The organism is Chromobacterium sp. ASV23 (genome assembly GCF_016428945.1).
In the GTDB taxonomy this organism is placed as follows: Bacteria; Pseudomonadota; Gammaproteobacteria; order Burkholderiales; family Chromobacteriaceae; genus Chromobacterium; species Chromobacterium sinusclupearum.
This window is the reverse complement of sequence record NZ_JAELTR010000010.1, coordinates 67,052-93,053: the sequence shown is the minus strand read 5'-3', so window position 1 is coordinate 93,053 and position 26,002 is coordinate 67,052. Positions and strand designations below refer to the sequence as shown.

Genomic DNA, 26,002 nt, shown 5'->3' with positions numbered 1-26,002 from the left:
CCCCCCCCCCCCCCCCCCCCCCCCCCCCCCCCCCCCCCCCCCCCCCCCCCCCCCATTTTGAGTCTCGTGGGCTCGGAGATGTGTATAAGAGACAGCTGTAATACTCTTGATCGGCTCAACTACGATACCGACCGATAATGAAGAGGACTTCTCTGGCTGCAACTTGGTATTACCGCCTACCTTCAGGTAACGCTGCAGACTAGGGCATGTGCTCGATAAGGATGGGCAGCTAATCGGATCGGCATAGAAGTTACCAGTCAACTGACTTTGGTTAGGCTGGTACATATCATACAAAGAGGGAGCTCGGAAGCCGGTACTCGCAGAAGTCCGCAGCAGTACTTGCGGCGACAGCTCATAACGCAAAGACACTTCCGGGCTGACAGAGTCGCCTACGTCGTTATAGTGGTCATAACGAACAGCAACCTTGCCATCCAGATGCTTGATGATAGGAACGTCCGCCTCGGCAAATAATGCAGAGACAGTTCGATTTCCCTTAGTATCCAGAGATTGCTGCATACCAGGACCAATCGCATCTTTGGAAATCGGGTAGTTGTAGTTGTGCTCAAGCGTGTCGTGACGCACTTCCGTACCAAATGCAACTGCCATTGGTCCAGCAGGCAATTGCAAGACTTCTTTACTCATACTGAAGTCTGCACTTGCCACGGTATACTTGCCATCATCCAGATGACCCTTGATGCCGATCTGATTCCATACATTTGGATCGGTGGCATAGCCTGTCAACAAGCTTATTTGATTGTTCTTATAAGCATTGGCAACCTCATTGTCACCAGTAAAACCACTTACCAGTTCCTCGGTAGCATAGCTCTGACCATAACCTATGCCGGTTTTATAGTCCCAGCCTGCTAACTGACCTTCCAAGTTCAGCTGTATTTTTTGCTGAACATTCACGGCCTCCGTCACGCGATTACCCAAAGGCATGGTGCGCAAGAAGGGTGACAGCGAAGCGGAACCATCAGGCGTCACGATCCCCTGCGTGCCACTAGGAAGGAAAACTTCCAGCCCTGTAGGAGCAGGCGCAGCGATTGTCGTGTTCTTGGTACGAGTTATATTGTAGGTCAGAGACAACTCATGGTTATCACCGATTCGGACCGTTCCTTTAGCCAAACCCGACCACTGCTCTGTTTCAGGTTGTATGCCTACCATGGTGCCAGGATACATTTTGCATACGCCGCCTTTTGCAAAAGCTGGCGCAGGGCAATTCGGATAGCCGCTAGGACCAACCAAGCTATTGCCGCCATCAGGTGTGTAGTTGCCTGGATAACTATTGGAACTTGCCTTCATTGCAGGCGTGATCGCCGAAGCAAAATCTCGCTGCGAGGCCAGTATGCTATCTGTCTTGTGGTAAGAGGCAGTAGCATAAACATTAAACCCGTCTTTCGACAGATTACCGTAGCCATAGGAACCATTTAGGTTCTTTTCATTACCTCCGGAACGTTGCGGGGTCAGGAAATCCCCGCCCAAAGTCAGACCTTGAAAGCTCTTCTTGGTAATGAAATTGATCACGCCGCCAATAGCATCACTACCATAAATAGCTGCCGCTCCATCTGGCAATACATCCACACGCTCAATGGCGGAAAGCGGTATGGCGTTCAAGTCGGCAGCCGTACCATCAAACGGATGATAGGGAACGCGACGACCATCAAGCAGTACCAGAGTGTACTGCTGCCCTAAACCGCGCAGGTTGGCAAATGCGGCGCCACCAGTTGATTGGCCCACGCTAGAATTTGCACCGATATTGGATTGGTTGGAAGCCAAGGCATTAACCACTTGCTCAACCGTATTCAATCCTTGCTTAGCCAAGTCATCGACTTTGATCGTGGTGACCTCGGTAGCCTTTTCGCTCTTTAGTCGCTTGATGTGAGAACCAACAACATCCACGCGCTGTAAAGAGTTGCTGTCAGAGTCATCCGCATGAGCGAGCTGCGCGTAGCCTACGCTACCCACAAGCGACAGGGCCACCACCAGTGTTTTTCTCTTGTAGTTCATGATTTCTCCAAATCCCTTTTGTAGATATGTCGCCCGCTCGCCTCGTGGGCGGCCGGATCTTTGTATTCGTCATGCTGAGCGAATGTGATTCGAGTGTGAAAGTTTGTAATGATCACCGTCAACAGCCATTTACTTTCTCGATACCATTAACAAAAAGAGAGATCACACACTTCTGAAATAACGACAATTCGTCACACAGCCGTTTTATAAATTTCCTTGTAAATCAAGTGTAAAGAATCATTCACGTCACACATCGTCACAAAAACATATCTAAACACACATCTGCCGACCAATCTGATCCTGGCCATTTGTTGCTTTTTTGCATCCCTAACCAAGAGAGTGTTGCCGATTTCACAAAATCCGCACATTCGCACGCTTGCAATGCATTAAAAAAAAACATGACAGGCATGCATATTTGCATTTCTCCAAAAATCAACAAATGGAGTATTTGCACTACTTTGTCATTTTTCAAGGCGCTAACTCTGCCAAAAACCTTAAAATTCTTTAATTTTCATTAATTTCAGGCATTAAATATGAATTTGTATTAAATGCATTTGGCATTTACAGACAATCTGGACTATTGATTAAGCGTCGCATGAATTTGCGGCATGCCTCCCCAAAAAGGGGGCAATCATGGGTAAACGGTTAAGACATAGCTTCGCAATATAAACCGAACCCTTATCAGGAAAAGGCATACCGCCCACCTGAACTACACACTGCAAAGAGGAGAAATTTGCATGATTGCAAAACAGCACGCTGTTGCACTGATTGTTGCCGGCCTGTTCACCGCCGGCGCTCAAGCCGGTGAAGCCTGGGTCAATACCGCCACCCAGGCCCATCCGCTGGTTTCCACGCTGACGCGTTCCACCACGGCCCAAAGCACTGGTGAAGTTGCCGCGGGCCAATCCGTGCATGTAGCCGTGACGCTGAAACTGCGCAACAAGGCGCAACTGGACGCGCTGACCAGCAGCCTGCTGGCCGGCACCAGCCACAAGACACTGAGCCACAACGAGTTCATGGCCCAGTTCGCGCCCACCCAAGCTCAGGTGCAGCAGGTTGTAGCCCACCTGCAAAAGAGCGGCTTCCGCAATATCAAAGTTGCCGCCAACCGCATGCTGATCACCGCTGACGGCTCCGCCGCCACCGCCAAAACCGCCTTCAACGCGACGCTGCATCACTTCAACGCCAATGGCCGCACCGCCTTCGCCAACGTGACCGCCGCCCAAGTGCCGCAATCGCTGGGCAATATCGTGCTTGCCGTCCATGGCCTGCAAAACGTTCACACCTTCCACACCACGCTGCAGAAAGCCGGCGTTCAAGCTTTCGCCAAAGCCAAGACCAACAGCGTGGTCGGCCACAACCCGACCGACTTCCCTTTGATCTACAACGCCAGCAGCCTGCCGCCGGCCAGCAACACCACCGTAGGCATCATCTCCGAAGGCGATTTGACCCAAACCCTGCAAGACCTGCAGCAGTTTGAAGACTCCGCCGGCTACAGCTATGTGCAGACCAATGTGATCAACGCGGGCGATGCCTCTTCCGACACCGACGGCGTGGGCGAATGGAACCTGGATAGCCAAGACATCCTGGCTGCCGCGGGCGGCGCGCTGCAACAAATGAATTTCTACGTCGCCACCTCGATGACCAACGCCGACATCACCGCAGCCTACAACTCGGCAGTCAGCGATGGCTCGGCCAAGGTGATCAACGTCTCGCTGGGCGAATGCGAAAGCGACGCGCAGAGCGACGGCACCGTCGCCTCCGACGACCAGATCTTCCAAACCGCCGTCGCTCAGGGCCAGACTTTCTCGGTGTCCACCGGCGACTCCGGCTCTGCCGAATGCGGCAGCAGCGCAGGCCAGAGCTATCCGGCGACCTCGCCGTACGTGATCGCAGTGGGCGGCACCACGCTGTCCACCAGCGGCACCAAGTACTCGTCGGAGTCGGTATGGAACGGCGGCGGCGGCGGCCCCAGCGTCGTAGAAGCGGCGCCGGCTTGGCAAACCAAGGCCGGCGTGCTGACCACCTCCAAGACCAAGCGCGGCGTGCCGGATGTGTCGTTTGACGCCGACCCGAACAGCGGCGCGCAGGTCATCGTCCAAGGCAGCAGCCAGCAGATCGGCGGCACCAGCCTGGCCGCTCCGCTGTTCACCGGCTTCTGGGCTCGCATCCAGTCCGCTCACGGCAACAGCCTGGTATCGCCGAACCCGGCCATCTACCAGTACTTCAAGGCCAATACCGGCCTGTACCACGACGTGACCACTGGCAACAACGGCGGCTACAAAGCCACCAAGGGCTGGGATTACGCCACTGGCTGGGGCAGCCTGAACGTGTCCGCGCTGAACACCTTCATCGGCAGCCACTCCGGCTTCTAATCGAAGCGGCTACGCTGACGGAAACCCCGGGCTTGCCCGGGGTTTTCTGTTATCCACGCGCCAATGCCGGTGTATCCAGCCATCCACACTTTCCGGATGCAATCTGAATTTTGCGTAAACAATTACAAATAAACCGGGTAATTTCAGAGCAATTACTTTACAAAAGCCAGCGCGCTCGCTATCTAGTAAAAACGCGTACTTCCCCGTCTATCATCCAAGGACGGGACGCAGTTTCTTCAGGGAGAAATGGCATGCGGGCAAGATATTCCACCCTTCTGCTGCTGATTGGCGGCGCATTCGGCATCCCGGCGCAGGCCGCCGGCAACTGGACCGCCACCACCACTCAGGCGCACCCGGTGCAACAGCTGATACCCGGTGCCGTAGACAATGGCGAACTCGCTGGCGGTGAGCTGGTTCATGTGGCTATCAGCTTGGCGCTGCGCAACCAATCTCAACTGGATGCGCTGACCAGCAGCATCCAGTCCGGACAAAGCCAGCCGATCAGCGACGGGCAGTTCATGGCCCAATACGCGCCCACCTCGGCCCAGGTTCAGCAGGTGGTGAGCCATCTGCAACAGAACGGCTTCCGCAATATCACCGTCTCGCCCAACAATCTGCTGGTAACGGCCGACGGCAGCCACGCCACAGTTTACAAGGCGTTCCAAACCAAGTTGCATCGTTACAGCGTCAATGGCCGCCAGGCCTACGCCAACACCGCCAATGTCCAGGTGCCGGCCAGCCTGTCCGGCATCGTGCTGGCGGTGCACGGCCTGCAAAATGTCCATCAATTCCATACCGCCTTCCATGCCCAGAGCGTGGCCAAGGCCAGCACTGGCATCGTCGCGCACAAACCGACCGACTTCGCCGCCATCTATAACGCGGCCAGCCTGCCGGCCGCCAAGAGCGGTGTGGTCGGCATTATTGCGGAAGGAAACCTTAGCCAGACGGTTGCCGACCTGAACAGCTACGCCAGAAGCGCCGGCTTTGCCGCGCCCAGCGTGGCCATCGTCAATGCAGGCAGCCCCACGTCCGACACTTCCGGCATCGTGGAGTGGAATCTGGATAGCCAGACCATACTCGCCGCCAGCGGTGGCGCACTGAAGCAACTGCAGTTTTATGTGGCGCCGTCGATGAGCAATAGCGACATCGCCGCCGCCATCAATGCCGCGGTCAGCGCCAACAGCGCCAAGGTGATCAATGTATCGCTGGGTGAATGCGAGCTGAGCGCACAATACTCCGGCATGACCGCCAGCGTGGATCAAATGCTGCAAGCCGCCGTGGCGCACGGCCAAACCTTCTCCGTTTCCAGCGGCGACTCCGGCTCTTACGAGTGCGGCGGCGGCACGCCGTATCAAAGCTATCCGGCGGTATCGCCTTACGTGATCGCGGTCGGCGGCACCACGCTGACCACCAGCGGCGCCAACGCGTACAGCAGCGAAAAAACCTGGAGCGGCGGCGGCGGCGGACCAAGCTACACCGAAGTCGCGCCGTCATGGCAAACCGCAGCCGGCGTGCTGACCACCTCCAAGACCCGCCGCGGGGTGCCGGATATCGCTTTTGATGCCGATCCGAACAGCGGCGAGCTGGTGCTGGTGGCCGGCAGCACCTATCAAGTAGGCGGCACCAGCTTGGCCGCGCCCTTGTTCAGCGGCTTTTGGAACCGTATCCAGTCGCTCAACGGCAATAAGCTGGTTTCGCCCAACCCAGCCATCTACAAGTACTTCAAGGCCAATCCCACGCTGTACCATGACGTGGCCAGCGGCAGCAATGGCGCATTCTCGGCCAAGGCTGGCTGGGACTATGCCACCGGCTGGGGGAGTTTGAACGTGGCCAATCTGAACGCCTTCGTCGCCAAGACCGCAGGGTTCTGAACACATTTCGCCTTTAGATAGACGCCCCGCCCCGCGGGGCGTTTTGTTTTACTCGCCCTCGTCCTAGAATGTCGGCATCTTTCCCTGCCGGAAGCCCGATATGAAACCGGATCTCGCCATCAGCCTGCTGCATCAATGCCGGCACGCTACGCTAGCCACCCAGTCGCAGCATGATCCGGGCTACCCCTACGCCAGCGCCATCCAGTATTGCTGCGACGAGCATCACTGCCCGGTATTCGTGGCCAGCGCGCTGGCCGAGCACAGCAAAAATCTGCTGGCCGATCCGCGCATCAGCCTGTCTTTGCTGGCCCCTGGCGACGATGCCGCGCAATCGGCCTCGCGGATGACGATATTGGGAGATGCGGAATGCTTCGAGGCGCCGGACGCTTTGCGTCAGCGCCTCTTGCGCTATATCCCGGAAGCCGAAGAGTGGCTGGCGCTGGACTTCATGTTCTTCCGGCTGCGGCCAAAGCGCCTGAGATTGATCGCCGGCCTGGGCCGCATGGGCTGGATAGACCAGAGCGCCTGGAGGGTGCTGCCGGCGCTGGTGCCGGATGTGGAGTCGGCGCTGCTAGAAGAGGCGCAGGCGGCGCTGCCCGCGTCCATCCGCTTGCTGGGCTGCGATTATTTTGGCGCCGATCTACTGGAAGATGGCCGCTACCGGCGCGCGGACTGGGAGGCGGCGTCCCCCGCCCCCGCCCAAATCCGCCAGCGGCTGCTGCGGCTTGGCTAGGGCTGATCAACCGCCCAAGTGCAGCCGCGGCGCGGCGATAGGCACGTTCGAGCCATCGGGATAGCGCTTGGGCCAGATCAACGGCGGCGTGGTCCAGGTGAAATCCTTGCCCTCGAATTCGATAAAATACGCCTGCCATCCCGGCAGCGACGCATCCGGAATAAATTCGAAGCGGCACTCGCCGTTCCAGCACTGCCCATCGATTGGCTGGTCCTGATAGCGGATGCCGGAGCGGAAACGGAAATCGCGGCTGTCTGGATTGCGCGCCAACCACAAGCGGGCGCGGCTAACCGGCTCCCGGGTGCTCACGCGGATCCGGCCGTCGCGCGAATCACCCTCCACGCTGGCCTCGGGCAAAGGCTTGCCCGCCAGCCAGCGCCCCATGAACTGGCTCAACGCCTCTCCCACCTGCTTGCTGCCCACGTAATGGGACTGATTGGGCAAATAGCGCAGCTGCATCGGTCCCTTCAGCATCGGCAGGTAGCTCCAGGCGGAATCCGGCACCGCGAAGTCGTCCCCGGATGCGGAAATCATGTACTTTGTTAAACGTGGCATGCTTTTCGAGTAGTGGACCACGTCCTCGAAGTGCAGCAAGGCGTCGAAACCAGGGCTGACGCCCAGCGCCTCGTCGGTAATGTGGTTGTTAGCGTAATCGCGCAGCGCCACCGGCCACTGCTTGCCGTAGCTGTTGTACACATGGGCGAAGTTGACGCGCACGTTCCAGAAATCAGCAACCAGCGGCACGATGGCCTGGACCCGCTCGTCGTTCAGCCCTGCCAGCCAGCTGGCCCAGCCGCGCTTGGAACTACCTGACAGCACGAAGGCGCGGGCATCCGGCAAACCGGACTGGATCACGTCCATCGCCGCCGTCACCGCCTGCGTCATCGGTAGGTGCAGAGAGCTGAAACGGTCAGCCTCCGGCTGATCCACGCTCTTGCGCCAGCTATAGGCGACCAGCGCATCCTCGCGGCCGAGTGGCCGTCCGTCCAGATGCAGGCTCTGGTTGGGAACGTAATACAGCTCAGCTACCGCGATGCCGAGCTGGCGGGCCATGTCGGCAATCGACAGCCGATCCCGTGGTGGCTGAGGCCCCTTTTCTGCATGATTACTGCCGCCACTGATGTAAAGCAATACCGGCGAGCCCGGCTTGCGTTCCGGCGGCAGCGCCAGTTTCAATTCATGCTCCCACTGCGGCGCGTCGCTAGCCAGCGTGCTGCCCAAGCCCGGCCAACGCTGCGACACAAAACCGTAGCTGCGCACGGTGACACCGTCTTGCTCGCTTTCGCCAAGTAGCCTGGCGGGTTGCTGGCTGGCTTTGGCCTGTTTCAGATACTGCGCTACCGTTTGCGGATCGGCGGCAGCGGGGGCCTGCCCCGCTTGCGAGGCGACGGGAGGCCACAGGCAGAGCGCGATGCCGGCGCTGCGCGCGGCGATGGATAATGAAACGTTCATCGGGATACCATTCATATGGTTGGCGAATTGTTTTTTACCGCGCGCGGATAGGGCAAATGCGGCGCTGCGCCACAATGGACCGCCATCACGGCAATCCGTTCCGGCCATATGCCCATTCATGAAAAACCCCGCCGGATTGGGCGGGGTTTCTGGCGATGCTCCGGGCAGCGGCGCTTACATCGACTCCAGCACCTTGATGCCCAGCAGATCGAGGCCGGTGCGCAGGGTCTTGGCGGTCAGCGCGGCCAGTTGCAGGCGGCTGGCGCGAACCTCGCCCTCGCTCTTCAGGATCGGGCAGGCTTCGTAGAAGCGCGAGAACAGCGTGGCGATGTGGTACAGATACTGCGACAGATAATGCGGATAGCAGCCTTCCACCACCGCGTTAAGCGTGTCTTCGAACTGCGCCAGCGCGGCGGCCAGCTGCTTCTCGGCCGGTTCGGTGATCACGATCTTGGCGTTGGCGTCGTAGTCCTCTGCCTTGCGGAACACGCTCTGCACGCGGGTATACGCATATTGCAGATACGGCGCCGTATTGCCCTCGAACGCCAGCATGGTGTCCCAGTTGAAGATGTAGTCGCTCATGCGGTTCTTGGACAGATCGGCATACTTCACCGCGCCGATGCCCACCGCGTTGGCGATTTCACGCTTCAGCTCGTCGGACAGGTCAGGGTTTTTCTCGGACACCAGGGCGTAAGCGCGCTCCTCCGCCTCATGCAGCAGCTCGATCAGCTTGACCGTGCCGCCGGAGCGGGTCTTGAACGGCTTGCCGTCGTCACCCATCATCACGCCGAAACCGACGTGCTCCAGCTTCATGCCTTCCGGCGCGAAACCGGCCTTGCGGCAGATGGAGAACATCTGGGCGAAGTGCTGGCTCTGGCGCGCGTCCACCACGTAGATCACGCGGTCCAGCTTCAGCTCGCGATGGCGGTAGCGCACCGCGCCGATGTCGGTGGTGGTGTAAATAAAGCCGCCGTCCTTCTTCTGCACGATCACGCCCATAGGCTTGTCTTCCTGGGTGCGGAACTCCTCCAGGAACACCACCTGCGCGCCGTCGTCCTCAGTCAGCAAGCCCTTCTCGCGCAGCTCCTGCACGATGACCGGCAGGTCGTCGTTGTACGACGATTCGCCGCGCACGTGCTCGCGCTTCAGGCCGACATTCAGCTTCTCGTATACGTCTTCGCAATGCTTCAGCGACACATCGACGAACTGGCGCCACAACTTCAGCACTTCCTCATCGCCGCCTTGCAATTTCACCACGTAATCGCGGGCGGTGTTGGCGAAGTCTTCGCTCTCGTCGAAGCGGATCTTGGCGTTGCGGTAGAAGGTTTCCAGGTCGGACAGCTGCAGGTCGGCGTCGCCGGCGTGGCTGGTTTCCACCAGGTAGGCCACCAGCATGCCGAACTGGGTGCCCCAGTCGCCCACGTGGTTGGCGCGAACCACATCATGGCCCACGTATTCCATCACGCGCGCCAGCGCGTCGCCGATGATGGACGAGCGCAAATGGCCAACGTGCATTTCCTTGGCCAGGTTAGGCGAGGAATATTCCACCATCACGCGCAGCGGCCTCACCGGCGCGATGCCCAGCTTGTCGTCTTTCAGGGCGGCTTCGCTTCGTCGGGACAGATATTCAGGGGCTAGATGAATATTGATGAAACCCGGACCGGCGATTTCCACCTTGTCGGCGATGCCGGCAAGATCCAGCGCAGCCACGACCTTTTCGGCCAGCGCGCGCGGGTTGGTCTTCAGCGCTTTGGCGGCGCCCATGACACCGTTGGCCTGGTAGTCGCCGAATTCCGGCTTGGAAGCCGGCTGGACCACGGCAGGCGCATCAGGGGCGCCAGCCGCTGCCAGCGCCGCCTGTACCCGTTCGTTGATCAGTTGATGAATAGTCATTAGATAGCCCCACGAATTGCCGCGAAAACGAAAATTTGCCTTCGCTTTTGAAAAATAACTGGATTTTGATTGTATTCGCCCAGGCCGGTGCGGGCAATGCTTGATCCACCTTGAGGTGCCTGCAATTGCCCTTCTTTTGATCCTTTACGGCTTTTCGCTGCGTATCGGTTGGTCCAGCCAGACGGTCTCGCCCAAAGCCGGCACGCTGAAATCAGCCGGAGCGATGTCATGCCGGCGCAAGGCTTCTGCCAGATCCAGCGGCGGTTGATGCAGCGGCTCATCGGTCAGCACAAAGGTGCCCCAATGCACCGCCAGCGCCCGCTTCGGGCGCAGAATGCGGAAAATCTCCACCGCCTCGTCCGGATTGATGTGCTGCGGCGCCAGAAACCAGCGCGGCTGGTAGGCGCCGATGGGCAGCAGCGCCAAATCGACCTCGCCCAGATGCTCGGCAATGCGCGCGAAAAGCTCCGGATGATACCCGGTATCGCCCGGATACCAAAGCTGGACGCCGTCGCCCTTTACCGCGAAGCCGCCCCACAGCGCGCGGTTGCGGTCGCCCCAGACCCAGCGTTTGCTCCAGTGCTGCGCCGGCGTCAGCGTCAACTCAACCGCGCCGTGGCGATGACGCTGCCACCAGTCGAGTTCGACGATGCGCTCAGCCGGCGCGCCGGCGCGCAGCAAGGTCCGCCCCACGCCCAAGGGCACCACGAACAACGGCGATCCGCCCGCCTGAGCCGCCAAGCGGCGTAGGGTAGGAAAATCAAGGTGGTCATAATGATTGTGCGTCACCATCACCACGTCGATGCGCGGCAAGTCCGGCAAAGCCATGGCGGGCGGCAGCAGGCGCTTCGGCCCCATCCACTGCACAGGCGAGGCGCGCGGTGACCACACCGGGTCCAACAACAGATTCACCCCGGCCAGCTGAATCAACCCGCTGGCGTGGCCTATCCAGGTATAAGACGGCCGCTCCCGATTGGCCGTCAACGCAGCGACATCCGGCGCGACGCGGTGAATGTCCTGCAGGCGATGTTCCACTTGCAGCCGCCGGCGCTGCCAGTTCCAGCGCGCCAGATCAACAAAACGCGGCTGCTGAAAAGGATAGAGGTTGCGGTAGCCATCCGAGCCGTGATGGCTACGGGAAGCGTCGGGACGATAACGCGGCAGCGGCCAGCGCAGCAGATCAAGCAGCATGAATAAAGGCAGTTTTTCGGAATGATGCAAGCATTCTGCCGCAAGCTTGGCAAATTAAAAAGCGGCGGGACTGGCCCGCCGCCGCATGAAACCCGATGCCGCGCTCAGAAAGTGTAGACCGCCTGCGCGCCGATCAGGTCGTTGCTCTTGCGATAGCTGCCATCGTTGCGCAGGAAGACGTTCTCGCTGGCCCAGTCGTGGCGGTATTCCAGCTTCAGCGTCAACTGATCGGTGGGGAAGAACAGCAGGTCCGCCGTCAAAGCCTGGCGGTTGGCGCCGTTGCATGCCGGTCCGCCGGCCTGATAGGCGGCCCAGCAACTGGGCGAAACACCGAAGCCATTTGTTCCATCCGCGCCGTTGCCGCCCAAACCGATGCCGCCGCCACCGCCGCCGTTCTTGCTGTTGTTCAGATAGTCATAACGCAGCGTCGCGCCCATCTTGCCGACAGTTTCCGTCATCCACTTGCGGTGACCCAACAGGGAAGCGCCATACCAGACCGCGTTGCCCCCGTTCCACGCGGCGCGCTGCTGTTGGCCATAATCCAACTCGGCGTTGTATTGCACGTCTCCCAAGGTGTAGCTGGCATCGGCCTCTGTGAAGAAATAGTTGCTGTAAGGCCCGGGCGCGCTGCCCTGATAACCATAGCCGCTGCCGGTGGTGGTGGTGCCGGGCAGGGTCTGCCGCCCCGCGTTCATGGACCAGCCCAGATCCAACGCGCTGCTCCAGGTGTAATCTACGCGCGCGGTCGCGGTGGGGGTGTTATTGCTGCGCGTGCCGTTGAACGCTTGGCTATTTGCATGCGTACGGTACTGCTCATTCGCCAGCAGGAACTTCCACGCCCAGACATCATGGCTCCAGGCGAAGCCCGCGCCGACATAGCTGCCTGGATCGCTGAAGTCGTACAGCAGGCCGTGGGTCAGGGTCACCATCTGGTTGGACTGCTGCACCTCGTAGCCGCCGAAGCTGTTCATCAAACCAGCGTTGACGCTCCAGGTATCGGACAGCGGAAAGTTGATGACTGCGGTATTAATGATGTTGTTGCCGCTGCTACCATCCAGCAAGGTGTTGCCGGAGCCGCGGTTGGGCATGATGGTGATTTCGGCGCTGGGCGCGGTGGGACCGACGCCGAAGGTCTTCTTGATGTCCAAGTAGACATCGCCGAAGGTGCTGTTGCTGTAAGCGTAAGCATTCTGGTGGTTCAGGAACTGGAAGCCGGCGCTGTTAGGCGCGCGGTTGTAGATATAGGTGGGGTCGAGATAGCCGGTGATGCTCAAGCCGGCGATCGGGCCTTCATTGGCGGCGGTGTTGAGCCTATCCACCTTCAACTCCATGCCGGCTACCCGCTCTTTCAGCTCAGCATTGGCATCATCGCCACTGGCGGCTGCCGAGGCGGCCGGGGCCGGCTTATCGGCCGTCGCCGCTTCCACCGCCTTTTGCAGCTCCGCCATCTGCTGCTGCAGTTTTTGCATCTGCGCCTTCAGCCGGACGATCTCGTCGGACTTGGCATCGGCCATCGCCACGCCGGGCAGCGCGGCGATCAATGCGCTGATCAGAACCTTCTTCATCATCATTTCTCCTTGTGCTGCACTGCTTTGTGGTTTACATCGCAACCCTGCTCAGCCGTTGGCAAAGGCCAACCGCATCTCTTTCTCGCGCTTGCGCGTCATCGCGCCCATATAGATGTTGGCGACGACCACGCCCACCGACACCAGCACGATGAACAAGGTAGCCAGCGCGTTCATTTCCGGATTCAGACCCAGCCTCACCCGCGAGAAGATGACCATGGGCAGGGTGGTGGAACCCGGGCCGGACAGGAAGGCGGTCAGCACCAGATCATCCAGCGACAGCGTGAACGACAACAGCCAGCCGGACACCAGCGCCTGCGAGATCAGCGGCAGCGTGATGACGAAAAACACTTTCAGCGGCCGCGCGCCCAAGTCCATCGCCGCCTCTTCCAGCGACAGGTTCAACTCGCGCACCCGCGACTGCACCACGATGGTGACGTAGGACACGCACAGCATCACGTGGCCGATCCAGATGGTGAACACCCCCCTGCCCTCCGGCCACCCCAGGCTTTGCTCCATCGCCACGAACAGCAGCAGCAGCGATATGCCCTGAATCACTTCGGGAATGACCAGCGGCGCGTTGATCATGCCGGTAAACAGCGCAAACAAGCGGAAGCGGCCAAAACGCCCCAGCACGAAGCCGGCCCAGGTACCCATCACCACCGATGCCGTCGCCGTCATCAGCGCGATCTTCAGGCTGAGCCAGGCGGCATTGATCAACTCATCGTCGTCCAGCAAGGCGGCGTACCATTTGAAAGAAAACCCCGACCACAGCGTCACCAGTTTGGACTCGTTGAACGAGTAGATCACCAGCAGCACGATGGGCAAGTACAGGAAGGTGTAGCCGAGTCCCAGCACCAGAAAGGACAAGGGTTTGCTTGGCTTGATCATTTCGCCTCCTCCATCGTCTTGACCTGGTAATGCTGGAACAGCGCCATCGGCACCAACAACAACAGCACCATGCAGCAGGTCACCGTGGCGGCCATCGGCCAATCATTGTTGCTGAAGAACTCTTCCCACATCACGCGGCCTATCATCAGCGTGTCCGAGCCGCCCAACAGCTCCGGAATCACGTACTCGCCCACCGCCGGGATGAACACCAGGAGGCTGCCGGCGACGATGCCGTTCTTCGACAAAGGCAGCGTCACCTGCCAAAACGCGCGCCAGGGCTTGGCGCCCAGGTCGTAGGCCGCTTCCAGCAGCGTCAGATCCATCTTCACCAAGTGGGCGTACAGCGGCATGATCATGAACGGCAGGTAGGAGAACACCATGCCGATGTAGACCCCCCAGTTGGTGTGATACAGATGCAGCGGACTATTGATCACCCCCAGCCATAGCAGGAACTGGTTGAGAAAACCGTCGTTCTTCAGAATGCCTATCCAGGCGTAAACCCGAATCAGATACGAGGTCCAGAACGGCAACATCACCATCATCATCAGCGTGTTGCGCGTCGCGCCCTCAGCCCGCGCGATGTAGTAGGCCATCGGATAGCCGATCAGCAGACACAGCACGGTGGAGAAGAACGCCATCTTCACCGAGCTGACATAGGTGGCGAAATACAGGTCGTCGGTGAACATGAAGCGGTAATGGCTCACGTTGAGCGCAACCGTATAGACGTCGTTTTCCAGCTTGGTCAGCGGCGTGTAAGGCGGGATGCCCAGCTGCTGCTGGGAGAAACTGATGCCCACCACCAGCAGGAAGGGCAACAGGAAAAACACGAACAGGAACAGGAAAGGCACGGCGATCGCCGTTGTCCTGCCCGATGGCAACCATTTCAGATCCGGTAGTTTCATGGCAGCACCACAACGCCTGAGGCGTTTGAACATTGCGTCCCCATCGGCGAAGCGCCTTCGCCGACACCATCAGACCGCCCAACAAGGGCGGACAATGTCCCACGGCTGTCCGGCCGTCCCGGCTAGGCCGGGCAGCGGACTATTGTTGTGTGATCCAGACACGAGCCGGATGGCGGCACCCGGCTCATGACAGGCTTAGCGCCCTGTCTTCAGCTGCGTCCACAGCCGGTTCTGCAGACGGGTGATGTCCGCCGGCAACGGCTTCAACAGGAACAAGGTTTTCATCACCGATTCCGGCGGGTAGATGGTCGGATCATTGGCGATTTCCGGCTTGACGAACTTGCGCGCTGCCGCGTTGACCGTCGGGTAGAACACCTCGTCGGTAATCGCCGCGTTGACCTCAGGCGTCTCGATGTAGTTGATCCACTTGAGCGCGGCTTCCGGGTGCGGCGCATCCTTCGGGATCACCATCACGTCGAACCAGATCGGCGCGCCGGACTTGGGGATCACGTAACCCAGCTGATAGGAACGCTTGGCCTCGGCCGCGCGGTGCTTGGCGATGTTGACGTCGCCGGACCAGCCCAGCGCCAAACAGATGTCGCCATTGGCCAGGTCGTTGATGTAGCCGGACGAGTTGAACTGGGTGATGTAGGGGCGAATCTTCTTCAAGGCCTCGAACGCGGCCTGGTAGTCGGCCGGATTCTTGCTGTTCGGATCCTTGCCCAGATGGTGCAGCGTCACGGCGAACACATCGTTGGCCTGATCCAGCACGGACACGCCGCAGTCTTTCAGCTTGGACACGTATTTGGGATCGAACAGGATGTCCCAGCTGTCCAGCGGGGCGTTGTTGCCCAGGATGGACTTGACCTTGGTGAAATTGTAACCCAGGCCGTCGGTGCCATAAGCCCATGGCACGCCATGCGCGTTGCCCGGATCGGCGTCGACGATCTTGGCCATCAGAGACTTGTCCAGATTGGCCAGATTGGGCAGCTTGGATTTGTCCAGTTTCTGGTAGATGCCGGCTTCGATCTGCCTGGCCATGAAATTGGAGGTAGGCACCACGATGTCGTAGCCGGCGCGGCCGGTCAGCATCTTGGCTTGCAAGGTGTCATCGCTGTCGTAGACATCGTATTTCACCTTGATGCCGGTCTGCTTTTCAAAGCCGGGGATGGTGGACTTGGCGATGTAATCCGACCAGTTGTAGACGTTAAGCGACTTGTCCTCCGCCAGCGCACCGGTGGCTGGCAAAAGCAACAACAAGGAATACAGAACTTTGTGAACCAGTTTCTTCTTCATGACAGGCTTCCTAAGTAGCACGACCATAAATGCTCCCGCCGATGACGGGAGATCCCGAGGAACTGCATTCTTCATTGCGTCGTCTGCCCATTGCACTGGCTTGGCCGCGCAGACGGCGGTATTAAGCCAACATACACCCAAGGCAGGCAAACGTAATATGCTCAAGCGTTACGGCATGTAACCCGAATTCACCGCGCTCACAAAACCACCCTATCCCGCGCTGGCTAGTCCTGGCTTACCATTGCGTTGTCTGCGTTAACGCCTTGCTTCAGGCGCGCTGCGAGGTGTTGTCAGCGGTTTGACTCCGGAGTGAACGGAAAGACGGAACGGTTCAGAAAGAAGCGGGCGGGCTATGCAGGAAACGAGGCGGCGAGTGAAGCGCCAACGCGGGGGAACCGGCGCGGCAGGATGGGGAACCGTCAGGCCAAGGGCGGGCTGCTTGCATCATGATTTCCTCTCTCTCGCTCCAATATGCGATGGTGGCGTTTAATAAATTTGACGCCATATTTTTTATGTAACTACTTTTTAATCAGGTTTACGCAGAGTTGCAATAGAAAAGCCAGTTGCTTCACAAAAAAATCAACACACTGTCTATTTGTTGCCAACTAGCGTTTATGATCATCAACGCCGCGATGATCTATCGGCCTAAGCGCGAGCTTGGCCGGCCTTTGATTCAAGACATTATCATCAACGAAACTCGATCAGGAAATCGCTGGCTTTCCTGGCGCCGCCACAATCAACCATCCCGCAACACCGACGCAACACCTGCTGCCGGTTGATAAAGCAAAAAGGCTGCCAGCGGCAGCCTTTAAATGCGAAAAACAGCGGCAATCACAACAGGCGGGTGATCAGGGCCTTGTGGTCATAGCCGGCAAAACCGGGAATCCGCACCTGCATGCCGTTGCCGGCAGCCACTTGCACCGACTCGCCATTGCGTATCATCTGCGCCAGTTCGATGATTCGGTTGCCGGACGGATGGATCACCTCCAGCTTGTCGCCGACGGCGAACTTATTCTTCACCTCCACCAGCGCCCAGCCTTCGGCATCCACTTCGATCACATCGCCGACATACTGGCTCTGCTTGGCCTTGGAGTGCCCGGTCAGGTAGTTCTGGTAATCCTGGCTCTGGTGCCGCTCAAGAAAACCCGGGGTATAGCCGCGGTTGGCCAGACCATCCAGATCGGACAGCAGGCTCAGGTCGAACGGGCGGCCGGCGACGGCGTCGTCGATCGCCTTGCGGTACACCTGGGCTGCGCGCGCCACATAGTACAAACTCTTGGTGCGGCCCTCGATCTTCAGCGAATCGACGCCGATCTTCGCCAGTTTTTCCACCTGCTCGACGGCGCGCAGGTCCTTGGAATTCATGATGTAGGTGCCGTGCTCATCTTCAATGATGGGCATCAGCTCGCCCGGGCGGCTGCCCTCCTCGATCAGATAAGTCTTGTCCGCCAAGGGATGGCGCTGCTGGCTGCCGCAGGACGAGAAATTCTGGTTGGCCTCTTCCAGCGCCTTGTTGAAGTCGAACTGGATCACCTGCACATCGCCGGCGTCGTCGCCCTGCGTGTCGTGCACCTTGTAGTCCCAGCGGCAAGCATTGGTACAGGTGCCTTGATTCGGATCGCGGTGGTTGAAATAACCAGACAGCAGGCAACGGCCGGAGTACGCGATGCACAATGCACCATGGACGAACACTTCCAGCTCCATGTCGGGGCATTCCTGGCGGATTTCCGCAATCTCGTCCAGGGACAGCTCGCGCGACAGGATGATGCGCGACACGCCCAGCTTCTGCCAGAACTTGACGCCCATATAGTTGACGGTATTGGCCTGCACCGACAGGTGAATGGGCACTTCCGGCCACTTCTCGCGCACCATCATGATCAGCCCCGGGTCGGCCATGATCAGCGCGTCCGGCTTCATGGCGATCACCGGCTCCATGTCGGCCATATAGGTCTTGATCTTGCTGTTGTGCGGCAGGATGTTGCTGGCGACGAAGAACAGCTTGCCGCGCGCGTGGGCCTCGTCTATGCCCTGCTTCAGTTCTTCCAGCTTGAAATCGTTGTTGCGGGCGCGCAGGCTGTAGCGCGGCTGGCCGGCGTACACGGCGTCGGCGCCAAAATCATAGGCGGCGCGCATCTTGTCCAGCGTGCCGGCCGGCAGCAGCAATTCGGGGGCTTTGATCATTGGGTGATGACTTCTTGGTATTCAGTTGAGCAGGCAGGAAACCGGCAGCGGCTTGCGGTCCGGCTTGACGAAAGCCTTGCGGGCAGAGTCTGCGGCCAGGCGTTCGGACGAGTAGTGCTGCTCCAGCACGGCCTTGGCATCCTGGGCCAGATCGCGGCAGCTATCCAGAAAGGCCTGCCAGTCTTCCATCAGCGCCGGGTCGGACTCCACCCGGCTATAGGCGATGGCCAGCAGCGCCATCGTCAGCGTGTGGTTGTACTTGGTCGCCGCGCCATTGGCCATGGCGAAGCGCGACAGCGCATGCGCGCAACGCGCAGCCGCCTCCGGCGCCGGGTACTCCCGACGATAGCCCCAGGCTGCGTACAGGTGGGCTTGATGATTGAAATCCGATGCTGCCAGCGCATTGGCTTCCAGCTTACGCAGGAATACCTGGTGCTCCATGATGCAGACGCTCCGCAAGTGCAAAAAACGACAGGCCCCGCACCATAGCGGAGCCTGTTTGAGGCTTATTCGGCCGCGATTATGCGCGGGTGGACATTCAGCGTCAAGCCCGCCTGACGCATCGCCGCAACTTTAAGCCGCTGTTTTTTAAAGCCGTTTTATTTTCGTGGTTTTTGCAACAACGCCGCCAAAGACAGCAACTGCCCCGCCATGGCAAGCAATAGCAGCATTGGGCACAGCAGTCGCAGCAACAGGCTTTCCGTCTCGCCGCCGCGCCATAGCACGGACATCGCCATGAATAACAAGGTGGAAGCCAGCAACATGGCGATGCCGAACTTGCGATTGCCGCGCAGGCGAATGATCAGATTTTTCATTAAGGTGATCCAGATAAAAAAGTCAGGCGTCGGCCGGCTGCTGCCCCAGCCGGGCCAGCGCCGCCAATTCATCGGCGAAGAAACCCGCGGCTTCGCGCGCGGGCAGATTGTAGTCGCCGGGATGCAGTTGCATCGCGTACTCATCGAGTAGACGGCGGAAAGTCGCCTGTGGTTCCAGCCCGCGCTGCCGGCATAGCTCGCAGAACCAGCGGTTGCCGATCTGCACATGGCCGATTTCGTCGCGCAGGATGATGTCCAGCACGGCAACGCTGGCCGTATCGCCGATGGCGGCCAGCCGCCGCTGGATGCCTGGCGTCACGTCCAGCCCGCGCGCCTCCAGCACCCTGGGCACCAGGGCCATGCGAATCATCACATCATGATCGGTCTTGCGCGTCATCGCCCACAGGCCGTCATGCGCCGGAAAATCGCCGTAGGCGAAACCCAGCTCCCGCAACCTGTCCTGCAGCAGCCGGAAATGGCCGGCCTCCTCCGCCGCCACCCGCAGCCAATCGTCGACAAAACCGTCCGGCATGTCGCGAAAACGCCAGGCCGCGTCCAGCGCCAGATTGACGGCATTGAATTCGATATGGGCGATGGCGTGCAGCAAGGCGCCATGCCCCTGACGGGTAGAAAGGCCGCGCCGCGGCACCTTGGCGGGGTGGACCAACTCGGGACGTTCCGGCCGCCCCGCCTCCGGCAAGGCGTAGGGAGCGGCTGCCGCCAGACGGGCCAGCGAGCCGGCGCGCCAATCCTGGAAAAGCCGTTCGGCAAGCAACAGCTTTTCCTCGACGTCGCGGCACAACAGCGCCTGCTCCAGCAAGGGATAAAGCGATACGGTTGAGTGCGTCATGCCGCGGATTTTAAGCGCCGCGCGTCCTCAGGCCAAGTCTGCCTCGGTTTGGGCTGTGAGCCAGTCTTCGAAACGCGCCAGTTCCTCGTCGAACTTCAGCATCGCCTGATGCGCCAATTCGACATTGCGGTCCTTGCCGGCTTTTTCCACGGCCTCCGCCGCCGCGCCCAGGTCATTGGCGCCGACCATGCGGCTGGCGCCCTTGATCCGGTGGGCGGCAAACCCGATCTTGTCCGGATCCCGGCTTTGCAGCGCCTCGCGCAAGGCCGCCACGTCCTCTTGGTTGCCGGTCTGGAACTCACGCAGGATCTCCAGCTCCATGCTCAAATCGCCGTTGCTGTATACCTGCAGCACGCTACGGTCGATCGGCACTGAGAGGTTATCCTCCCCGTCTTGCGCGCCTGCCTGCCCAGCTGACTGGGGCAACGGTTCCATGGCGGCCTCCGGCGGCAAGATAGTCTGCTCTCCTGAGTCGCCGACAGACCGCATCCATTTGCTCAAGGTCGATTGCAGGGCATGAATCGACAAGGGCTTGGTGAGGAAGTCGTCCATGCCGGCCTCGCGCGTCTTGTCGACTTCCTCTTTCGCGGCGTTGGCGGTGCAGGCGACGATGGGAATACGGCCGCACTCGGGATGCGACGCCTCATAGGCGCGCACCAGCCGGGCCAGTTGATAGCCGTCTATGCCAGGCATGTGGCAATCGGTCAGAATCAGGGAATAACGTCCAGCCAGCCACTTGCTGAAGGCGCGGTCGCCGTCTTCCGCCCAGTCCGCCGGGTAGCCTAGCTTTTCCAGCTGTTTCAGCGTCAGCTTGCGGTTGGTCGGATTGTCCTCGGCAAACAGAATGGGATAACCCTTCTCGACGCCGGCAGACGCGCCGCCACTGGCAAGAGGAGCGGAAACCGACTCCAAAGGCACCCGCTGCTCCGGCAGCACCACCGGCTCGACCTGCTCCGCCAGCCACTCCAGTTCCAGCAGCAGGCGGGCGCAGCTGCCCTTGCCTGGCTCGCTTTCCATTTCCACATGCCCGCCCATCAAACCGGCCAATCGCCGGCAGATGGCCAGCCCCAAGCCGGTGCCGCCAAAACGCCTGGTCGTTTCGGAATCCGCCTGGGTGAATGGCTGGAACAGCTTGCTCAACTGCTCCTGCGACATGCCGATGCCGGTATCTTCGACTTCAAATGCCAGCACCTGATAATTGGCGACGGTATCCATCACCCTCACCCGGATATCCACTTTTCCGCCGGAGGTGAACTTGATGGCATTGCTGATGAAGTTCTGCAAGACTTGCCGCACCCGCAACGGGTCCATCACCAGCGTCGGCGCCAGCTTGTCGTCCAGCGTCAGCGTCAGCGCCAGGCCTTTCTTGTTGGCATTCTCCTGATACAGGCTGCGCAGGCTGTCCATGAACGGCTGCACGGCCGTCCGGGTGGGGATGATCTCCATCCGGTCCGCTTCGATCTTGGAGAAGTCGAGAATATCGTCGATCAGCCTGAGCAAGGTATTGGCAGAGTCTTGTATGGTGGACACGGTATCGCGTTGCTCCGCGTCCAGCTGCGTCATCGCCAGCAGCTCCAGCATGCCGAGCACGCCGTTCATCGGCGTGCGGATCTCGTGGCTCATCGTGGCGAGGAAGGCGCTCTTGGCCCGGTTGGCGGCATTGGCCTGGTCGCGCGCCATGCGCAGCTCGAACTCGGCCATCTTGCGTTCGGTGATGTCCAAGCAGGCCAGAATGATCACCGACTCGGCGGCGTCCGGGAACAACAGCTGCCCCTCGAACAGCACCCAGATCGGCCGGCCGGTGCCGGTCAAGCACTCCAGCTCGCAGTGGATGCGCGCGTTTTCCTGCTGCATCTTGGACATCTGCTCGGCCAGCTCGTACCAGCCATGCTCAGAAGCCAGCAGCTCCATCAGGTGCATGCCGGACAAGCCGTATCCATCGCCGACATCGAAAATGCTTTCCGCGGTGAGGTTGGCTCGGGTGATCTGGAAGTGTTCGTTCAAGCGCAGCAAGCCCACCGGCGAAGCGGAGTACACCGCCTCTTCCTCTTGCAACACCGCGCGCAATTGAGCTTCAGACAGCTTACGGCGGTCTTCCTCCGCGTAAAAACCGAGGATATTGGCGTAGGCGCCCAGCAAGGGCAGGATGCTGATGCCGAGCTGCGACAGCGTTGGCCGCATCAGGCACACCCCCGCCGCCACCTCTCCGGCCAGCATCACCGGCAAGGAGACCCAGGACGGTTGCGCCGACAAGCTGCGGAACAGGGCCGGCAATGGCGCCTCGGCCATCGACAATTGCTGTATCTGCGGCAGAAAATCCGGCCACTCCCCGGCCTGCAAGCGCAGGGACTCGTCGCTGTTGTCCAATGCCGACCAGGCCACCAAAACACACTGCTCGGAATGCGTGAAATCCAGGAAAGTATCATGCAAGCGCGCAAACACCGCCTCTCGCGATGACCGAGAAAGCAGCAAAGCCTCGATTTCCGAAATGACCGACAGCAATTCGACGCTGCGCTCCAGCGAGGCTTCAGCCAGCCTGCGCTTGTGCTCATCCCGCACGATCAAGATGTGCAAAGGACGGTTATTCCCGTCCAGATAGCGATCTATCGTGAGCAAGGCGTGAAAATGCTCGCCGCCACTGCCCATTCCCTCTACCTGCAGCGAGCGCCCCTCCTGAATTTCCAAGGCAGACAACACGGAATGCAACTCATCGTTCATCACGAAAAGCTGCTTGACGGGCATGCCCGCCAACATGCTCATCGAGTAGCCGAACATTCTTCCGGCGCCCTCGTTGGCCATTTCGATGGCGCCGCTCTGATTGATCACCAGCATCGCATCGCCGGATACGTCGAGCATGCGCTGCAGAAAGTCCAGCGGCTTGAGCACCTTGCGCACCATCACGTACAGGAGGAAGCCCAGCAACACGATTTCCACCAAGGCGAACAAGCCGGCTCGCAGCAGCTCGCGCCTGGCATCGGACAGGCTAGCCTGGGCCGCGGCGGCAGTATGGCCGGACACATCCTGCAGCGTCTGCGAAAACGCCTCCGTCAAGCGATCCAGATTGAGAGAAAAGTTATTGGCCTGAGCGAATTGCAAGCGGCCATCCAATTGATCCAGCTGCAATTGCGCCAACAACTGTTGCCGCTGCGCCAGCAGCGCAAGCGTGGTGAACTTGGCCGACAAGCTCGGATCCTGCACGCTGTCCACTCGGGGCCTGAGCTTGTCCAAGGTCAGCATCCCGGCAGCCAAACGGCGCGCCAGATCCTCTTCCACGTGCCGGTCCAGCCTATGCCCCAACATCATGCGCAATACCAGTGATTGCGCATTGGCGCGCAGCCAATAAGCGGACATCCACAAATCCTGCCGCAACCACACCAGATTATTGATGCGCGGATCGCCGCTCGTCGCCATGGAAACCACCGCGTCGCTCAGCAAATGCTGCACCTGCTCCTGAACATCGCGCGTTTCTTCATAAAGCCGGGTAGTCAAGGCTTCGTTGGGACCTGTGTGGGCACGCCAGGTTTCGCCGGCCAGCGCGCGCAACTGCTGGAACTGGCGCAGCGTCTGCTGCAGATGGATCAATTTTTCCTCGATCCGGCCGTTCTGCCTCTTGCGCAAAGACGTGGCCAGCGCGAAATAATCCTCGTCCACCCGTCGGCCCAGCTGGTCCAGCCGATTTTGCTGGTCCGCGGTAGGCGGCTTGCCGAGCAGCAAGGCACGCAATTGTCCGCTTTCGCTCAGCTGAGCTTCCGCAAAGCGGTAAAGCAGATCGGCATCGCCGCTCCATTCGGTCAACTGGCTGGCTTGCTGATATCGTTCCCAAGACGTGATCTGCAGCTGCAACATGACGCCAATTTGCAGCATGCCCAGCAACAGCACGATGACCAATACGCTGCGCCCTATCGCGCTTGCCTGACTATGCTGCGGCCGAATCCGGGTCATGGCTAGCTTCTCACAACCGGATTGACCGCGGTCTCCGAATTGTCCAACACAAAAATCTGCGCGACGCCATAACGCTCAGAGTAATCCTTCAATACCGACAACTGATTGGCGGAGATGGTGGCCCCGCGCGGCAACAGCAGATGCCCCGACCTGCTGCGCAGGTCGCGCGTCAGTAGCGCGCCAGGCTTGACCTTGTCCAAAGTCAGGCAGCTCTCTTCCGGCCCATCGTGAGAGATGGGCGTCCTCGTCTCGAACAGCCGGCCAAAGACTTTCTTGTCATAGTCCGTGCCCGTGGAGATGTGATAGTAGCTGAATGGATCGATCTCCGGCCGCGCCCGCTGCAGGGCCGTCTGGATCGCCTTTTCCACATCGGCCGGCTTAGGAGGCTTGACGACGAAACCATCGGCGTGCAGCTGGCTGGCCATCATCACATTGCTGCGGTCCGCATGGCCGGACAAAAAGACGAAGGGCAAATTGGAAACATTGGCGGTATGGCCGCAGCGCAGTTCCTTGAGCAAATCCATGCCATTCATGGGCTGCATTTGCACGTCGCACAAAATGATGTCGACCATGCGGATATCCAGCATCCGCATCGCGGCGGTACCATCTGCGGCCTGATAAATATGGTCCTGCCGGACACCCATGCTCTGCAAAGCCTGCGAAATCAGCGTGCGCACCAAGGTCTGGTCATCGACGATCAAAATGCGCAAGCGGACCAAATCGACCGAAATCATCGCGTCTCCTCAAGTAACGGATACCGCGCCATCCGCAGCAGAACTGCTTCCCCAAATGCTTCTGGTCGCCGCGACCAACTCGCCTTCCGGGATGGCCGCGCCCAGAAACTGACCCATTCCGCTGACGCACCCAAGCGATCGCGCCAACGCCAGGCTCTCTTCATTATCGATGCGCGTTGCGCAAACGGCGGCCTGCGACAAGCCGAAATAGCGCAAAAGGCGAAAGGCGCCCGCATCCTCTCCCAGCAATACCCGCATCCAACGCAAGGTTTCCACCGGCACGTTAAGCTGGTCGAATGGAAACTTGAACAAATTGCTCACCGCGAGGGCGCCCTGCCCGAACTCTCCCGCCAGCAAGCGGAATCCCAGATAACGAACTTTGGCGATATTCTCGAAGCACACCGCGTCTGCGTGCCTGCCCAAGCCATCGGTCAACTCAAAGCCGATGCGCCGGGCCGCGACGCCATATTGCTGCAGCACCATGTAGCAATGGTCGAATACGTTTTCCGCGCGCAGGCAGGCCTCATCGATCTGCACGCTGATTGGGCACTCGGCAAAAGACGTCTGCCGCGCGATATCCACCAGCAGCTTGGCTATCCGCTCCACCACCGTTTCCAGCATGACGGCCGACGCCATCCTCCGGCCGGCCAGCCGCGAAAGCAGATAGTCCATCGGATAACGCTTGCCATTCTGGATCAATCCAGCCAGGTGAAAACCACTGAGCTTGCGCTCCGCCAGCGTAAGCACCGGCGCAAACTCCAGCCTATAGTCGTCCTCGCCTATCATCGACAATAGCTGCTCGATATCCAACGGATCCAGCGGGAGCAGCCTTTCCATTTCATTGAAGATATCGTCGAGCGTGGCGACAAAGGCTTCCGCCGAATAAGGTTTGGTCAGAAATCGGGTGCAAGACATGCCCAGGGCGCTGGACATGTCGGCGATGGTTTGCAGCGTTTTGCCGTCGTAGCCGGAAATGATCAGCAATGCGGACTGGTAGCCCAGCTGCGCCACGTTCTTGATGAAATCGATGCCGTTCATGCCGGGCATGCCGATATCGGTGATCACCAGGTCATAGCCGCCTTCCACCAGGCTCCGCAACGCCTCGGCCGGATCGCTGAATTCGTCTATCTCCACCGCGAAACGGCTGAAGAAGCTGGCTTGGCGCGAGATCAGCTTGCGCAATACCAATTGGTCATCGAGTATCAAGAACCGCTTTGGCTTCAGCTCCATGCTGATCATCCCCTTCCAGGCAATACCGCAGCGGTTTCAACGCTATGCACTCGGCCTCTGGCCACCAGTAAGAG

19 protein-coding genes are annotated in these 26,002 nt (G+C 59.7%); 4 read left to right on the top strand and 15 right to left on the bottom strand.

Features of this window, described 5'->3' with window-relative positions:
* A partial coding sequence (locus tag JHD59_RS06900) for a TonB-dependent siderophore receptor (RefSeq protein WP_199153699.1) occupies positions 1-2,007 on the bottom strand: 2,007 nt, incomplete at its 3' end.
* A 737-nt stretch (positions 2,008-2,744) separates the two neighbouring features.
* Between JHD59_RS06900 and JHD59_RS06895 the strand changes: the two genes are divergently transcribed.
* The 3 genes from JHD59_RS06895 to JHD59_RS06885 all read left to right on the top strand — a co-directional run bounded on the left by JHD59_RS06895 (position 2,745) and on the right by JHD59_RS06885 (position 6,986).
* The gene (locus JHD59_RS06895) at positions 2,745-4,382 is read left to right on the top strand and encodes a protease pro-enzyme activation domain-containing protein (RefSeq protein WP_199153698.1); all 1,638 of its coding nucleotides are present in this window, start codon (positions 2,745-2,747) and stop codon (positions 4,380-4,382) included.
* A gap of 251 nt (positions 4,383-4,633) precedes the next feature.
* Positions 4,634-6,253, top strand: a complete 1,620-nt coding sequence (locus JHD59_RS06890) for a protease pro-enzyme activation domain-containing protein (RefSeq protein WP_199153697.1) — start codon at positions 4,634-4,636, stop codon at positions 6,251-6,253.
* Between the two features lie 100 nt (positions 6,254-6,353).
* Entirely contained in the window at positions 6,354-6,986 is a 633-nt protein-coding gene (locus JHD59_RS06885) for a HugZ family protein (RefSeq protein ID WP_199153696.1), read from the top strand.
* A gap of 6 nt (positions 6,987-6,992) precedes the next feature.
* Here the strand turns inward: JHD59_RS06885 and JHD59_RS06880 are convergent, their stop codons facing one another.
* The 7 genes from JHD59_RS06880 to JHD59_RS06850 all read right to left on the bottom strand — a co-directional run bounded on the left by JHD59_RS06880 (position 6,993) and on the right by JHD59_RS06850 (position 16,176).
* The gene (locus JHD59_RS06880; protein ID WP_199153694.1) at positions 6,993-8,438 is read right to left on the bottom strand and encodes a PhoPQ-activated protein PqaA family protein; all 1,446 of its coding nucleotides are present in this window, start codon (positions 8,436-8,438) and stop codon (positions 6,993-6,995) included.
* A 174-nt stretch (positions 8,439-8,612) separates the two neighbouring features.
* Positions 8,613-10,331, bottom strand: a complete 1,719-nt coding sequence (argS, locus tag JHD59_RS06875; protein ID WP_199153693.1) for an arginine--tRNA ligase — start codon at positions 10,329-10,331, stop codon at positions 8,613-8,615.
* Positions 10,332-10,475: 144 nt separating this feature from the next.
* Positions 10,476-11,522 (bottom strand): MBL fold metallo-hydrolase, encoded by a 1,047-nt coding sequence (locus JHD59_RS06870; RefSeq protein ID WP_199153691.1) that lies wholly within the window; start codon positions 11,520-11,522, stop codon positions 10,476-10,478.
* A 104-nt stretch (positions 11,523-11,626) separates the two neighbouring features.
* Positions 11,627-13,090 (bottom strand): DUF3138 family protein, encoded by a 1,464-nt coding sequence (locus tag JHD59_RS06865; RefSeq protein WP_233163924.1) that lies wholly within the window; start codon positions 13,088-13,090, stop codon positions 11,627-11,629.
* Between the two features lie 48 nt (positions 13,091-13,138).
* Positions 13,139-13,978, bottom strand: coding sequence for an ABC transporter permease subunit (locus JHD59_RS06860; protein WP_103317965.1), 840 nt, complete (start codon positions 13,976-13,978; stop codon positions 13,139-13,141).
* Entirely contained in the window at positions 13,975-14,880 is a 906-nt protein-coding gene (locus tag JHD59_RS06855) for an ABC transporter permease subunit (protein ID WP_103317967.1), read from the bottom strand. The genes JHD59_RS06860 and JHD59_RS06855 overlap by 4 nt, the downstream gene beginning before the upstream one ends.
* A 195-nt stretch (positions 14,881-15,075) precedes the next feature.
* Positions 15,076-16,176 carry a polyamine ABC transporter substrate-binding protein gene (locus JHD59_RS06850; protein ID WP_199153690.1) on the bottom strand — a complete coding sequence of 367 codons (1,101 nt, stop codon included), beginning with the start codon at positions 16,174-16,176 and terminating at the stop codon, positions 15,076-15,078.
* A 614-nt stretch (positions 16,177-16,790) separates the two neighbouring features.
* Here JHD59_RS06850 and JHD59_RS06845 point away from each other — a divergent pair.
* Positions 16,791-16,955 (top strand): hypothetical protein, encoded by a 165-nt coding sequence (locus tag JHD59_RS06845; protein ID WP_199153689.1) that lies wholly within the window; start codon positions 16,791-16,793, stop codon positions 16,953-16,955.
* A 52-nt stretch (positions 16,956-17,007) separates the two neighbouring features.
* Here JHD59_RS06845 and yegQ read toward each other — a convergent pair whose 3' ends face one another.
* The 7 genes from yegQ to JHD59_RS06810 all read right to left on the bottom strand — a co-directional run bounded on the left by yegQ (position 17,008) and on the right by JHD59_RS06810 (position 25,928).
* Positions 17,008-18,354: a tRNA 5-hydroxyuridine modification protein YegQ gene (gene yegQ / locus JHD59_RS06840; protein ID WP_199153702.1), complete on the bottom strand. Its 1,347-nt coding sequence runs from the start codon at positions 18,352-18,354 to the stop codon at positions 17,008-17,010.
* A 24-nt stretch (positions 18,355-18,378) separates the two neighbouring features.
* Positions 18,379-18,798: a hypothetical protein gene (locus tag JHD59_RS06835; protein ID WP_071110401.1), complete on the bottom strand. Its 420-nt coding sequence runs from the start codon at positions 18,796-18,798 to the stop codon at positions 18,379-18,381.
* A 158-nt stretch (positions 18,799-18,956) separates the two neighbouring features.
* The gene (locus JHD59_RS06830; RefSeq protein WP_103317970.1) at positions 18,957-19,172 is read right to left on the bottom strand and encodes a hypothetical protein; all 216 of its coding nucleotides are present in this window, start codon (positions 19,170-19,172) and stop codon (positions 18,957-18,959) included.
* A gap of 22 nt (positions 19,173-19,194) precedes the next feature.
* Positions 19,195-20,022 carry a ferritin-like domain-containing protein gene (locus JHD59_RS06825; RefSeq protein WP_199153686.1) on the bottom strand — a complete coding sequence of 276 codons (828 nt, stop codon included), beginning with the start codon at positions 20,020-20,022 and terminating at the stop codon, positions 19,195-19,197.
* A gap of 27 nt (positions 20,023-20,049) precedes the next feature.
* Positions 20,050-23,964 (bottom strand): ATP-binding protein, encoded by a 3,915-nt coding sequence (locus JHD59_RS06820; protein ID WP_199153685.1) that lies wholly within the window; start codon positions 23,962-23,964, stop codon positions 20,050-20,052.
* A gap of 2 nt (positions 23,965-23,966) precedes the next feature.
* The gene (locus tag JHD59_RS06815; protein WP_199153683.1) at positions 23,967-24,698 is read right to left on the bottom strand and encodes a response regulator; all 732 of its coding nucleotides are present in this window, start codon (positions 24,696-24,698) and stop codon (positions 23,967-23,969) included.
* Between the two features lie 9 nt (positions 24,699-24,707).
* Positions 24,708-25,928 carry an EAL domain-containing protein gene (locus tag JHD59_RS06810; protein ID WP_199153681.1) on the bottom strand — a complete coding sequence of 407 codons (1,221 nt, stop codon included), beginning with the start codon at positions 25,926-25,928 and terminating at the stop codon, positions 24,708-24,710.
* Between the last annotated feature and the right edge of the window lie 74 nt (positions 25,929-26,002).

What these genes read in the sequence shown, in the direction of transcription:
- JHD59_RS06895 (WP_199153698.1), top strand. Translation starts at nt 2,745, where the DNA reads ATGATTGCAAAACAGCACGCTGTTGCACTGATTGTTGCCGGCCTGTTC.
- JHD59_RS06890 (WP_199153697.1), top strand. Translation starts at nt 4,634, where the DNA reads ATGCGGGCAAGATATTCCACCCTTCTGCTGCTGATTGGCGGCGCATTC.
- JHD59_RS06885 (WP_199153696.1), top strand. Translation starts at nt 6,354, where the DNA reads ATGAAACCGGATCTCGCCATCAGCCTGCTGCATCAATGCCGGCACGCT.
- JHD59_RS06880 (WP_199153694.1), bottom strand. Translation starts at nt 8,438, where the DNA reads ATGAACGTTTCATTATCCATCGCCGCGCGCAGCGCCGGCATCGCGCTC.
- argS (WP_199153693.1), bottom strand. Translation starts at nt 10,331, where the DNA reads ATGACTATTCATCAACTGATCAACGAACGGGTACAGGCGGCGCTGGCA.
- JHD59_RS06870 (WP_199153691.1), bottom strand. Translation starts at nt 11,522, where the DNA reads ATGCTGCTTGATCTGCTGCGCTGGCCGCTGCCGCGTTATCGTCCCGAC.
- JHD59_RS06865 (WP_233163924.1), bottom strand. Translation starts at nt 13,090, where the DNA reads ATGATGAAGAAGGTTCTGATCAGCGCATTGATCGCCGCGCTGCCCGGC.
- JHD59_RS06860 (WP_103317965.1), bottom strand. Translation starts at nt 13,978, where the DNA reads ATGATCAAGCCAAGCAAACCCTTGTCCTTTCTGGTGCTGGGACTCGGC.
- JHD59_RS06855 (WP_103317967.1), bottom strand. Translation starts at nt 14,880, where the DNA reads ATGAAACTACCGGATCTGAAATGGTTGCCATCGGGCAGGACAACGGCG.
- JHD59_RS06850 (WP_199153690.1), bottom strand. Translation starts at nt 16,176, where the DNA reads ATGAAGAAGAAACTGGTTCACAAAGTTCTGTATTCCTTGTTGTTGCTT.
- JHD59_RS06845 (WP_199153689.1), top strand. Translation starts at nt 16,791, where the DNA reads ATGATCATCAACGCCGCGATGATCTATCGGCCTAAGCGCGAGCTTGGC.
- JHD59_RS06835 (WP_071110401.1), bottom strand. Translation starts at nt 18,798, where the DNA reads ATGGAGCACCAGGTATTCCTGCGTAAGCTGGAAGCCAATGCGCTGGCA.
- JHD59_RS06830 (WP_103317970.1), bottom strand. Translation starts at nt 19,172, where the DNA reads ATGAAAAATCTGATCATTCGCCTGCGCGGCAATCGCAAGTTCGGCATC.
- JHD59_RS06825 (WP_199153686.1), bottom strand. Translation starts at nt 20,022, where the DNA reads ATGACGCACTCAACCGTATCGCTTTATCCCTTGCTGGAGCAGGCGCTG.
- JHD59_RS06820 (WP_199153685.1), bottom strand. Translation starts at nt 23,964, where the DNA reads ATGACCCGGATTCGGCCGCAGCATAGTCAGGCAAGCGCGATAGGGCGC.
- JHD59_RS06815 (WP_199153683.1), bottom strand. Translation starts at nt 24,698, where the DNA reads ATGATTTCGGTCGATTTGGTCCGCTTGCGCATTTTGATCGTCGATGAC.
- JHD59_RS06810 (WP_199153681.1), bottom strand. Translation starts at nt 25,928, where the DNA reads ATGGAGCTGAAGCCAAAGCGGTTCTTGATACTCGATGACCAATTGGTA.